12 protein-coding genes are annotated in these 13,140 nt (G+C 39.2%); 1 reads left to right on the forward strand and 11 read right to left on the reverse strand.

From position 1 onward, the window contains the following. Positions 1–81: 81 nt before the first annotated feature. Positions 82–966, forward strand: coding sequence for a LysR family transcriptional regulator (locus IV514_RS14300; RefSeq protein WP_206485965.1), 885 nt, complete (start codon positions 82–84; stop codon positions 964–966). A gap of 73 nt (positions 967–1,039) precedes the next feature. Here IV514_RS14300 and IV514_RS14305 read toward each other — a convergent pair whose 3' ends face one another. The 11 genes from IV514_RS14305 to IV514_RS14355 all read right to left on the reverse strand — a co-directional run bounded on the left by IV514_RS14305 (position 1,040) and on the right by IV514_RS14355 (position 13,130). Continuing rightward, complete coding sequence (locus IV514_RS14305) at positions 1,040–2,812, reverse strand: PAS domain S-box protein (RefSeq protein WP_206485966.1); 1,773 nt, start codon at positions 2,810–2,812, stop codon at positions 1,040–1,042. 141 nt (positions 2,813–2,953) lie between these two features. Beyond that, positions 2,954–3,871, reverse strand: coding sequence for a hypothetical protein (locus IV514_RS14310; protein WP_206485967.1), 918 nt, complete (start codon positions 3,869–3,871; stop codon positions 2,954–2,956). A 335-nt stretch (positions 3,872–4,206) separates the two neighbouring features. Then, positions 4,207–5,181, reverse strand: a complete 975-nt coding sequence (locus tag IV514_RS14315; RefSeq protein WP_206485968.1) for a c(7)-type cytochrome triheme domain-containing protein — start codon at positions 5,179–5,181, stop codon at positions 4,207–4,209. A gap of 9 nt (positions 5,182–5,190) precedes the next feature. Further along, complete coding sequence (locus IV514_RS14320) at positions 5,191–5,550, reverse strand: c(7)-type cytochrome triheme domain-containing protein (RefSeq protein ID WP_206485969.1); 360 nt, start codon at positions 5,548–5,550, stop codon at positions 5,191–5,193. A gap of 91 nt (positions 5,551–5,641) precedes the next feature. Next, the gene (locus tag IV514_RS14325; protein WP_206485970.1) at positions 5,642–7,432 is read right to left on the reverse strand and encodes a hypothetical protein; all 1,791 of its coding nucleotides are present in this window, start codon (positions 7,430–7,432) and stop codon (positions 5,642–5,644) included. Positions 7,433–7,463: 31 nt separating this feature from the next. Next, complete coding sequence (locus IV514_RS14330; RefSeq protein ID WP_206485971.1) at positions 7,464–8,456, reverse strand: peptidylprolyl isomerase; 993 nt, start codon at positions 8,454–8,456, stop codon at positions 7,464–7,466. A gap of 134 nt (positions 8,457–8,590) precedes the next feature. Next, complete coding sequence (locus IV514_RS14335; RefSeq protein WP_206485972.1) at positions 8,591–9,421, reverse strand: cytochrome c3 family protein; 831 nt, start codon at positions 9,419–9,421, stop codon at positions 8,591–8,593. Positions 9,422–9,825: 404 nt separating this feature from the next. Further along, complete coding sequence (locus IV514_RS14340) at positions 9,826–11,034, reverse strand: two-component regulator propeller domain-containing protein (protein ID WP_206485973.1); 1,209 nt, start codon at positions 11,032–11,034, stop codon at positions 9,826–9,828. Between the two features lie 8 nt (positions 11,035–11,042). Continuing rightward, on the reverse strand, positions 11,043–12,125 hold the full coding sequence (locus tag IV514_RS14345; protein WP_206485974.1) for a two-component regulator propeller domain-containing protein: 1,083 nt from the start codon (positions 12,123–12,125) through the stop codon (positions 11,043–11,045). Then, the gene (locus tag IV514_RS14350; protein WP_206485975.1) at positions 12,125–12,436 is read right to left on the reverse strand and encodes a cytochrome c; all 312 of its coding nucleotides are present in this window, start codon (positions 12,434–12,436) and stop codon (positions 12,125–12,127) included. Before IV514_RS14350 ends, IV514_RS14345 begins: the two co-directional genes overlap by 1 nt. Positions 12,437–12,455: 19 nt before the next feature. Beyond that, complete coding sequence (locus IV514_RS14355) at positions 12,456–13,130, reverse strand: SEL1-like repeat protein (RefSeq protein ID WP_206485976.1); 675 nt, start codon at positions 13,128–13,130, stop codon at positions 12,456–12,458. Positions 13,131–13,140: the final 10 nt, after the last annotated feature.

Consider the following 13,140-nt stretch of genomic DNA (forward strand, 5'->3'; position numbering starts at 1 on the left):
TAGGCATCCAAACCAATTAATAAAATTGGTATTAATTCATGTATTTATGAAAATTATTCATAATAAGATTGGCTTTCGATAATGATTGAACGACATCACCTAGAAATTGTACGAGCCGTTAATCAACAGGGCACATTAACAGAAGCAGCTAACCAACTATGCTTAACACAATCTGCGCTCAGTCATTCAATAAAAAAATTAGAACACCAGTTAGGGATACAACTTTGGCAAAAGGAAGGTCGAAAACTTCGGTTGTCGGAATCTGGCAATCGAATCTTAAATTTAGCTAATCGATTACTACCTCAGTTTGAGCACACAGAATTAGCCATTCAAGATATTAGCGCCGGACAACAAGGTACCTTACGAATTGGTATGGAATGTTATCCTTGTTTTCAGTGGTTACTTAAAATTGTCGCGCCTTTTTTAAAACAATTTCCAGATGTTGATATAGATATTCGCAAAGAATTTCAATTCGGTGGTCTTGGCGCTTTGTTGTCGTATGATATAGATATTTTGATCACCCCCGATCCACTATCTAAAAAAGGGCTAGAATATATTCCTGTGTTTGAATATGAGCAGGTGCTCGTGGTATCAAACCAACATCATTTAGCTTCAAAAGCCTTTATCACTCCAAATGATTTGGCTGATGAGGTACTACTGACCTACCCGATTGAAATCAGCAGGCTGGATATCTTCAGTCAATTCATTACCCCGGCTGGCATAGGTATAAAAAAACATAAATGTATTGAAAGCACAGAGATATTGTTACAAATGATCAACGCAAATCGAGGGGTTGCCGCTTTACCTTCTTGGTTGATAAAGGAGTTTCAGCAGCATATGTCTATTCAAACTGTGCAACTAGGAAAATCAGGCATGCATAAGAAAATATATGTTGGACTCAGATCAGGAGAACAACAGCCCGTCTACTTGGAACAACTGATAGAGCTTGCCAAAACTAGAGATTAAATACCACTATTAAGCCATATCTGTTCTACTTTATTTATCACACTATCGCTATGTTGCTTGAGCGCTTAATTGATTAATCACTCAAGTGAGTATCTTGTGCAGTTGAAAATTTTTCCACTTGTGCTTCTAATAGTTTTCTTTCAGTGATATCTTCGAAAGTTGCAACATAAAATTTCACAGCTCCTGTATCATCTTCAATAGCTGAAATTGAAATCCACTCTGGAAAATGCTTGCCATCCTTGTGTTTATTAATGATTTCTCCTTGCCAAGTTCCTGTTTCAATAATGCTTTGCCAAAGTTGTTGGTAAAACTTTTTATCATGCACTCCTGACGATAATATTCTTGGATTTTTTCCTAAAACTTCTGATTCTTCATAGCCAGTAATTTCGGTGAAAGCCTTGTTAACTTTGATGATGTTTCCATCACCATCAGTGATCGAAATAGCACTTCGGGTATTAAAGGCGGCTGCGGCAACCTTAAGCTCATTCTCCATTTGTTTCCGCTCAGATATATCAATCATTTGTAAAACATAGTGACTCACCTCACCTTGTTTATTTGTTACTGCGCTGGCAAACATGATGTTGATCACTTTTGTGCCGTCTTTACGTAGACTGATTACTTCGCCAATCCATTGACCCGTATGTTTTATTGAAGACTGAATGGCAGCATGTAAATCCGTGTTTTCCATAAAGTATAAGTCGCTACAAAGCATGCCAAGCACTTCGTTCGTTTCGTAGCCAGTGGTTTTACAAAAACTCTTATTCACTACTGAAATCCGCCATTTGGAATCAGTGATAAAAATGGCTTCTTCACAGTAAAATAATGCGGAAATAAGGGCCAAAGAGTGATGCTCAACCTCTTGTACCAATCTCCTTTTATAAAGTCCCCAAAGGCTGATTGTGAGTAGAAGCAATAGAGATGAAAAGAGTAGGTACAGTTTGGTTTTCTGGGCAGCATATTCAGGTGATAGATCTGCTTGTTTCACCCGTTGCACAAAATAGTATGGGTTTACTGTTGTATTCCCATTGATTTCAAGCGTGTGAAAAACAAATTTCTCATCGTTATTGCCAACCACACCTGTTTTATCTTCAACAATCTTTTTCCACACCTTAGGGTTGGTTTGTTTAAAATTATCCACGGTCGAAGTTGAAAGTTTATGCGACCAATTTGTGCTGTTATCAAAGCCTTGAATATAATCGCCATTGCTATCAAGTATCACGCCATTACCTGATAAATTAGCCAATATATTATTAGCCGAATCAATCAGTTTGTCTGCGAGAAAGTTCACCACAAATACACCCGCGATTTGCTCTGATGGATGAAAAACAGGCGTGGAAAAACGAATTACTGGAGTAAGGGGGTAACTTAATTCGCCATACTCTCGGTTTAAATCGATAGGAGAAATATAAACTTGATTAAATTTTAAATTTTGCGCCTCAATAAAATAAACATCATTTTTGTTATTTTGTACGGTATCTGAATGACTGGAAAAATCTTTCTCTTTGTCGTATTCAACGCGTAACAACTCTAAGCCTGAATTAGCAATAAAGCGAATTTGATAAATCCATTTTGTTTGTTCACTTACTCTTACCCAGTTGTCTAACACAAAGCCCTTTGACAACTCATTTCTATCCATCACATAACGTTGGAGTTCTGAATCAGTGCTCAACTGAATGATGATGTTTTTCAAAAATTGAAGATTGCTTTTCTCAAGAGATGAAACTGTTTTGTGCCGCCTTTGTACTTCTTTTACGGCTTTATTCATCGCACTTATTTCGACATATTCAAAACTAAACCATGCCAATAAAAAGAAAGCCGGAACAAGTAAGGCAATGATTTTTCCCAAACGCGTTAACATTTTCTTTTTTAGCGAGTGCATTTCATTTGCTGAAATGATCTCTTTGATTACGTTGTCTTGTTGTTCGTTCAATTATTCACCTATCTTTTAATAAAGTAGAAATTCTTAACCGGTAGATATTCGACATATTTAACCTGGAATAAATACACCGCCCATTCTTATTGCCCTAACAAGTTCTTTCGTTGATTTTTCCAGCTCGCTAATTGCTTTACTGTAGTCTTCATTAGATGCGAAATTTTCAGCTTGTTTGCGTATCGTCTTTGCTTTTTTCACCCTATCGTTAATTTTCTTCTTATATGAATCTGTTTTACTGGCCAGTTTCTTTTCAATTAATAGTTTAACTAACATTTGATGCGTGTCATTGCGATCCAGTTCATAAGCATATTCTTCTTCGATAAATTCAAAGGTAAGTTCCCTAACCAAAACATCGCCACTACGCATATTCTCAATGCCTGTTTTAGTTAATAAGTAAGCTTCATCAAGGAGTTCTCGTGCTTTATCAACGTTATGCTTTTTAATTAAATCATCTGCAACAGTAATGATTTCTAAGATATTGGTTTTTAACTTATTTGTATCTTCGATATTTTTTTTCTCGACAGCTATTCTCTCAAGCGCTTCTAGTAATGCTTTCACACTCAGCAGCTTACGTTTATAGTCTCGCTCTTTTTTTCTATCCAGTAATTGTTTAGATGAGGCTTTTCTTATGGCTTCATACATTAACTTCACGGTTTTATCTAACAGAGAGTTAACTTTATCATTGTCAGGCTCTTGAGCTGCGAGTAAGTAAGTTTTTCGAGCTGCTATATAAGCATTGTGAGATTCAATATTATCACTCCCCAGCACCTTTTTAGCGCCAGATGAAACTTCTAAAAGTTTACGTAAAAAAGTAAATCTTGATGGCTTTCCAGAAATATCTTCAGGAAACGGATACTGTTCAAGTTTCACTTGCAAAGTGGTATTGAAGGGCTCAGTTTCGCCCTGCTTAGCCAATGCAGTAAAGCAAACAACCAAATTTAGTACCATGACAAAGTAAACTAACTTATTCATTTCATTCCTAAAGCATTATTAAACCGCTTATTTATAAAGCATGTTTCAAGTTTTCATTGGCAACCTCAAGCAGTGTTATTGCTTGAGGCTATACCTGATCTTCTGCCGTTTATACCATCTCATCTTGTGATTAACTCTTACTAAGAGTGTCTGTAGGTCATAATCGAATCAAAATACTCAGTAAAGCTTCATATGCACTTGTAAACTCAACTAGCACAGAATAACCCCTCTATTTAGAAGCAATTGTTCGGCCAAAATGTACACTTTTCTGCTGTAACCTTTGACTAGGTCGTGTGTTTCGAAAAGCCTTCATCATCAATTGTTAACCCTTTAAGTTAGTTGTTTTTGCTGGCAACAAAAGGGGTCTTCTTTTTCTTCGAATGGCACTTACGGCAATCAGATACTGGGAATGCCACCTTGCCATGACAAACACCGCATTTTTCTCCCATCAAGATGGAGGCCATGCTTATCTGGTTCGCACCTTTTTTGGGAATAAAGATATCTGGATGACAGTTTGAGCAATCTAACCATTCGGTGTGTTGTTTGTGAGGGTAAACAACATCTGGCATTGAACCTTTGACTTCCCTAACAATATTCAAGTCCATAACAAATGGCTTTTTCGTCTCGTCTAGGCGATCATATCGAGGCATGATTTTCTTGTTATCTAGCGATTTCATCCAGTCGACACGATTGCCCGATGAAGCCTTATTTAACTGTGAAAAAGCTTCTTTCGGAGCTTGCAATGTATAAGCGCCTTCACCATCGGGATCGTGTATACCATCTTCAAAAGGTGCTGGGTTCCACTCTGAAGGCGGTTTCATTAATCGGTTGAACTTCATTGCACCAGATTTAACCGTCTTTATTGGCTTTTTAGAGGGAGTACTAGCAACCGAGGCTTTTTGGGGTACTGCCTTTTTTTTCTGTGGCGTTATTTCTTTGGTGCTTTTAGCAGAGGAGATTGGGCTATCCTTAGTTTTTTGGGAAGCACTCTCAGTTTTTACATTTGCAGCACTGAGGAAATAAGCAATAGAGTCTTTAATATCTTGATCAGAAAGTAAACTGTTACCGCCTTTAGCAGGCATACTCTTAATACCATCAATCGCATTCTTAGTTAGTTGAGTAAGTCCTTTTTCCGTTCGTTTCGTCCACTGTGCAGTATCGCCTATTTTTGGTGCGCCCATAACGCCGGTTTGATGACAAGCAACACAATTGAGATCAACTACCTTTTTGCCATTCACTACGTCAGCAGCTTGTACAGATAGCGACTTAGACAGCAATAACAGGACCGCTATAATATATGTTCTTTTCACAACAACCTCTTATTTATTCTGTTTGTCTTTTTCTGGCGAAACTAACTGTTGCACTGTACTACCGTGTACTTGTGTGGTGGTGCCGGGTTTTCCTGAGTGGCATAAGTTACAATTTTCAACTGACCAGGCAACTTCACCATTATGACAAGCACCACAGTATTCACCGTCTATTATCTTTAACATGTCGATTTTGTTGCCACCCGCTTCAAATTTGAAACCCAAATCAGCGTGACATACTTTGCAACGAAAACGAATGCGGTGAAACCAATGGGGGAAAACTACGGGGCGCATACCAGCTTCTTCGGAGTAGTTATTAATTACTACATCCCCGTACTCAGCATGAACAACTTTGGGAGAAATGAGTCCCAAGGTAATTACTAGACAAATGAATAAACATATAGTCCGAAAGGGTGCAAGCAGCACATTATTCTTCTTCACTACATTCTCCAAAAAATAAAAGTTAAAAATCAAAATTTCGTTTTACTTCAAGACCTACATAATAGCTTTCGGTTGTATTCACACTGTGCAAACGAAACTCTAAAAAGCCAATTCTATAATCTATATTGTTCTGCCAAGATGCTGGCTGTGGTTCTCTTAATTCTTCATCAGGTAATAGCTTATCTAACGGAAAATCTAAGGTAGAGGTAAAGCGCAAATTTGGTATTTGCCATACTTCATAATTTCTATACCATAAGGTGCCAAACGCATTTTGGGTCACAAACTCATTACCAAATATATTGACCGTCTTATCCCATTCATAAACCAAATCGCCGCCCCAGTTATCATTAGCGCCTAAAGACTGGTTCCGTTGCAGGCTGACATACACATGTTGAAATTGTCTTTTATCATCAGTTAAATGGCGAGAATCTGTTAGCAACATATATAAGGTTGAAATGCCATTTTGTGAGCTTGACGACCAGTTGATGGCTAAGTCATTCGTCAATTTCCATTTGTCTTGTAGGAGATCTTGGTCATCAGAGCTGACGGCATGATCAATACGCTGCTCAAAAGAAACCGATAAAGGTTGACCGAAAGGATAAAAGCGCTTGACGATCCCATCACCAAAACTTAGCAGGTTACGCTCTTCTGATTCATCGCCACGAAAGGCTGTAACGGCATCACGGAGAAACCAAGAAAAAAGTAATGAGTCAGAGATATCCATTTCATCTTGATAGGCGGCACTGGCATAACCTGTTACCAGTTTTTTCTTATTGCCAACCTGTTTAATAAAATTTCCGTCAAGTGACGCACTAAATTGAATGTTTTCAGAGTAGTCATAAAACCCGCCAGCAGATAAATTGGCATTGCTGTATGTGGTGTTTTTTTGGTTAAAATCTCGGCTACTTTGATTGACAAAGCCATTCACAGTATAGGTGAGGCGATCATCTGAACTTGAGCGAACAAACGAGGTTAATGTTGCCTGAAAACGCTTCGACTGTGATTTTCTGGTGATATTATTGTCCCGCTCACTGTCATTCTCATTTGTATAGTTTGCGGAAAATATGATGGAATCACTGATATTGGGTGCCCAATAATGTTGATATTGCAGCGATAAATCGTCATGTTCATTTTCTAATGCCCGATATGTTCTTTTTTCATCATTTAACCGAGCAATAAAAGTATAATTACTTTCCTGTAATTCATCGGTATAGCGTAAATCCAACGCATTTTGTATAAAGCTGCGCTGATCTTGAGATTCATCATTGTAGTTGAAAAAATACTCGGCATTTGCAGAGTAAGTTTCATTTTCTGGCTGAAAACGGCTGCCTACGCTAAATTGCGTATCAACTAGCAGGTTATCTCCTCCTTCTTCGGAGCTTAAGGTTTTTCTCAGCCTTTGGCTAAAGTCAAAATCAGTGCTCAGCTCTGAATTAGGGTACAAAGTAACCTTTGTTGAAAAGAGACCATCAAGCGATGATTGGTTCGCATTATCAACTAAATCATATTGGTTATGATCGGCCTGTAATATCGTATTTATCATGGTTGTACTCACCCAGGGGCGATAAATAAACCCTTGCCAGCTATTTTTCTGTACAAGTCTTCCTGTGGCAGAATTTTCATTCAGACTGTCTCCGGTAGACGAAATTGTGTCATCTTTAATATATGAAGTTTTAATACCAAGCCATCCCGTTACACTTTGAAAGCCTTCCCCTAAAAATAGCCATTGCTCAGCCGACAAAGGCTGATGGAAACAACACACCATCAAGCAACAAAATATTTTGGTGTGACTTAACGGTGAAAAGGTTTTCAAAAGAACAACTCTAGTTATATTTACCTAATTATCATCCCTGGCCTGACTTAAGCTCATTCCGTGTGATGACCGCACTTTCTTTCAATTGATTAAGCTTAGATTGCCAAGCATTCTGCCTTGCATTGTTAAGCGCTAATGTCCCGGCTCTTTTTTCTACTTCACTGAATTCATGGACAATGGCGGGCTTGCGATCGACAAGCTTAAAAATCCCAACACCTTCAAGTAGCACTATCGGTTTGGTAAACTCGCCGATATTTATGTTGGCAAGTGACTCTTCCACTTTGTTAGCAATCATCCCTTTATGTACATATCCCATGTCCCCTCCTTGATCAGCGGTGACATCTGTTGAATGTAATTGGGCTAGTTCAGCAAAATTTGCGCCTGCTTCTAACTTGTCATAAATATTATTCGCTTGCTCTTCTACTGCTTGCCAAACAAAACCACCGGCACTTGGAGATACATTAATTAAAATAACGGCAACATGATTTTGTGGTGGTTGGGTGAATTGCTCTAAGTTGTTGCGGTAATAGTCTTGGATTTGCGCGTTTGATAAGGCAACGGAGTCTTTTATAAAGTCTTGATATTTTGCAGACAAGTCTGCGACTTCAAGCAACTCTCGGTATAAAGGAAGAAACTTAAGTCTGGCTGTTTGCCATTGCTCTGAATCTTTAAACTGTTCATCATATGCTGATAGCTTGCGTTCAATTGCCTGACTGTCACTTTTAAGGCCTTCAGCTTTTGCAGCTTGGGCGATTAAAAAACGTTCTATTAATAGCTCGCCAGCTTCTTGTTGAAATGATGTTTCTTCGCCTTCTGGTGGTTTACCATGATAAAAGCGGGCTCGTTTTTGCTGGTAAATAAACTCTCTTAGTTGGGCTTCAACTATGCGGCTGTTGTTTACTTGAGCAAACTCTTGTTCATAAAGTGCCGAATACTGTTCAGCGCCATCGTCTGATTTTGCTGATAATGGTAAGGAAAACAGCATAACCATTATCAAAGGAAAAGATACAGAGAATTTCTTCATTTATTACATCTCTCATTAGCTACTATGTTCGACTTAACAATTACATAAACAGCAATGATACATTCACATAGCTTCTAGAAATTAAAGTAAAAACGCATAAATCATCATGATGATTTATGCGTTAAACCGTCTAGTTACTTCGTATGGCATGCTAAACAAACATCACTGTTGGTATTTGCAATGCGTAAGAAGGTAGGGTTTGAACCTGCAACATCTTCTACGTGAGGATCATGACAACTTGCACACTCAACAAAGGGTTCGTTTTCTCCGGCAAGTGCGCCGCCTTGCCAATCCGTGGTATTACGGGTATACAGCGGTAAATCTGTTTTTTCACGGCCGGCATTTTTACCAGTTTCGACATACCATACTGGGGTTGAGTTAATCGTGACTTTAGTCGGAGCTTTAAAGTCCTTGTCAGCTGCGGTTGAAGGAGTACCCCCTGCATTTGTGTAACCACCACCTGCATATTGAATACCAATAGGGTGATCATTGGTTAAATCTTTTGCTAGGTTAGCAATACCTGCAGGCATCAAGCCGTCAACTCCAGCTCCTGTCCATGTGCCAGCTAATCTTGCTCCTGCTGCGTTATAACCCCCTGAACCAGGTTGGTTGATCATAACGTCCATTGCTTGTGTACCATCATGACATGATAAGCAAGCAACAGATACGGAACCAACTTTAGCGATGCCGCCGTCTAGTGTTGAGGTTCCCAACGTGTCGTAGGTTGTAAAACCGGTATCGTCAATCTTTTTATTCCATAGAGGAACAGCTGCGGCCGTATCAGAACCATGTGGCGTGTGACAAAACACACATACTTCACCTGTACCATCCATATTGTTTGCACCTGTGCCTGTTGAGCCTAGGTTATGTTTGGTATTTTTTACACCTGCAATTGCTCCGCTGCCAGTGAGTAAACTTCCGGCGATAATACCGGCGAGTAATATTGCTTTACTAGTAGATTTCATGTCGTTGCCCTTCTCTTTTTCTACTTAATAATCCATCACCATTGATAAACTTGTGTTGTTGTTTTTGTTCTGCCTTAACTTTGCAGCTAGTGTGCCAAGATAATAAAAACCACAAAAAAAGTAAGAGATATTAAAAATTCCTTATATAACAATGTGTTATGTTTTTGTGGTTTGATGTTAAATAGTATTGATTAGCATTAACTCATGTTATCAAAAGAGATAAGATTAAATTGATAAAGCGCTAGTCTTAAAAATAAGACTAGGTTCTCAATTCTGAGAAATGTGAAAAGCTTTTGATGGCCTAATAAATGCCGAGCTGGCGATGAATTACAATTGTGTGATTCATCATAAGGGGTTGATGAATCACACGTAACATCTATGGATGGGCGCAGAAGGGTATCAGATTAATGATCAAAGCCTTTGATACGGGCAACGCCGCCAAAACTGCCAATCCACAAGGTACCATCGTCTTGTATATCCATAGAGAAAATCGCATCGGCAAACAAGCCGTCCTCTGTGGTATATAAAGTGAACTGGTTACTATTGGGAGATTTTTTCGCTAACCCTTTACTTGTGCCTATCCATAAAGTGCCATTATCATCCATGGTTAACATGAATATATGGTTTGAGGGTAAACCATCGAGGTGGGTATAAACCTGCCAGTTCTCACCATCAAAGTAATTTAATCCACCACCCCAAGTGCCAACCCATACAGCGCCATTGTCAGTGACAGCCATAGATACAATGTAATTAGGGTTATAAGCTGTATTCACTCCGGTTAACCCTTGTTCTACTTTTTGTTTTGCATGGTGGCTAGAATATTTTGCCGGATCACGCTTAAATGGGTTAAAGTCTTTGACTAACTCATATTTGGCACCTAAACCATCTTCATGTTGCCAATTTGTCCATTGTTTATCTTGGTATCGGGCTAGTCCACCTTCGGTTGCTAACCAAATATCACCATTATTGCCTTCTGCTAACCCGTATATCCAGTCATTAGGTACTCCACCATCAGTATTTTTTACAGTAAACAATTGCCATGCTTTAGGGTTGTCTAATTGTCCGTCGATGATTCTATTGACACCGGTCCATGTTGCAATCCAGATATCACCATTTTTGGCTGTTAACAAGTCATAAACAAAAGCATCGCCTAGTCCGTTTGGTACATTATAGCGAGACCATGCTCCAGTTGTTTCATTGAGAACAGACAGTCCTCCGCCATAGGTGCCAACCGCAATCCTATTGTCATCAAGCCTACTTACATGAAAAACCCCATTGGCAAGTAAGCCATTACGGACATTAAAGTGTTGGTAATCTTCCGTTTCAAGGTTATAACGAACCAGCCCACCCGATGTGCCAACCCACATCAATTTACCATCAGCAAATATTGATTTTACATTACGATTACCCACATTAAAGTGAACAAATTTGCTTTTTGGTTTTAGCTGATTTTTATTCTCAACTTGTGTAGTGTCATTGGCTGGTGAACTATCGGTATCAACAACTGCTGGTTGTGAGGATTTAGCTTCATCGGACTTTGCCGCGTTATCCTGCCAGAGATAAAAAGTTAATGCGGCCACAGACAAGGCAATAATTAGAAGTAATCTATTCATAATGAACCTTATTGTTTAATCATGAGGGGAGTAAGCTGGCTCACACCGCTTCGGGTGCCTACCCAAACAGCACCATCTGGTGATTCAACAATGGAATAGACATCATTATTAAGTAGCCCATTGCGGACATTAAAAGTTTGCCAGTTTATCCCATCGTAGCGAGACACTCCGCCATTAGTGCCGAACCACATAGCACCGTCTGATGCCTGCATAATTGAATAGACGATGTTACCTGCTAAACCATCTTTAACACTCAGGTTTGACCATTTACCTTGTTGAAATCGTCCAACGCCAGCTCCCCAGGTGCCTGCCCATACGGCATTATCACGGCTATCGATTTTAATGGAAAAAACATAACTTGGGTTATAGGTCGCTTTTCCTCCAGCAAGGATACCAAGATCATGTCTTGAACGCGTACCTAGACCGGTATTTTTACTGAAAGGAAGACCATTTTCATTCGCTATACCTAAACCATCATCATGGTTCCATGATTGCCAGTGCTGACCATCGAAACGGGTAACGCCACCTTCTGTGCCAAACCAAATAGTGCCATTTTCTTCAATATCGATACCATAGACCCATTCATTGATAAGCTCTTTGACATACGTTTTAAACTCAAGCGTTTGTCGATTAACATGATTAACACCGGCCCATGTTCCTACCCATAAACTACCATCCGGGTGATTGGCAAACGCATATACCCAATAGTCCGCTAATCCATGTAAAGGAAAGAATGTCTTCCATTCTCCATCTTTATAGCGAGACATGCCGCCAGCATTTGTGCCAAACCATTTATAACCATCTTTGTCGACTGTGATAGCAAAAACATACTCATTAGCTAAGCCATGCTCACGGGTAAAGGTTGATTTTAAATCACCACTGATATAATCAACTTGATGAACCCCCATGGATGTTCCCACCCATAATGATTGCTTTTTCGGTTCAACGGCTAAAGAACGTACAAATGCATTATCACCAACATTAAAGCTGTTTTTTACCTCGTAGATGACAACATCCTGAACAGGCTCTTTACAAGCCCCAAGCAACAAGATGATGAAAGATAAGGTGAGGAATTGGTAGTAGGATTTCATTATCTCAGCACCCTTAAGTAGGCGATCAAATCAATGATCTCAGCATCACGAAGCAAACCGCTGTATGCTGGACATGTTTTACCACCATGTTTGATGCGTTGAACTAAAGCGCTATCACTGACACGTAGTCCTTCTTTTTTTGAAAAATTTGCTGCTCTTGGTAACGTTGGTTTGCCATTAAGGCCATGGCACTGGGCACAATTTTCTTGGTAATATTTTTTTCCCGTTTTGGCATTGCCGGCATACACAGACGTCGAAGCTATCAGGCTAAGCAGCAAAACTAGGAAGTATGTTATTAAAATTTTCATCATTTATGATTTCTTTAATCGGTTAATATTGGTCTACATTCATTTTTGCGACACTATCTTCTTTTCGTTGCTTAGAAGCTTTGTCTAACATTGCTTTTAGATCTTTTACTTTTTGTTGGTTGATCGCCAAACCTAGTTCACCATTTTTATATGCGCTAATAAGCCGGTATGTTGCGGTAGAGTAACCCTTGTCACTCGCTTGCTGATAATATTCGAGTGCTTTAGCATTATTTTTTTTCAAGCCAAGAGAGCCTTCTTCATGGGCTTTAGCCAACGTAACAAAAGCAGGAAAGTAATCTTGGGCAATGGACTTTTCAAGTAACTCTACAGCTTTGCCATCATTTTTTTCCACTAAAGTGCCTTGCCCATATATAGTCGCTAATTCATATTGGGCTAATCCTTCGTTAAGGTCAGCAGCGGCTGTTAATAAAGGCAGAGCCAATTCATTTTCACCTGAACGAATATATATATAACCTAACATTGCCTTAGCATGGGCATGCCCTTCTTTTGCGGCTTTTGAAAGCCAGGTTATAGCGTCCATCAAGTCATCTTTTCGGTGAGCAGTTAAACCTTTACTTACCCAAATTTGTACCTGATCAGTTTCCTTTAATGAGGCTTCATGTTCGACAGTTGTCTGTGCTAATGAAAAGTTACTTGCCCCAATTAAGAAGCAGAACATCATTTTGCAAAGTTTCATTATTTACTCC

Origin of the sequence: Thalassotalea sp. G2M2-11, from assembly GCF_017168195.1 — a bacterium.
Classification (GTDB): Bacteria; Pseudomonadota; Gammaproteobacteria; order Enterobacterales; family Alteromonadaceae; genus Thalassotalea_E.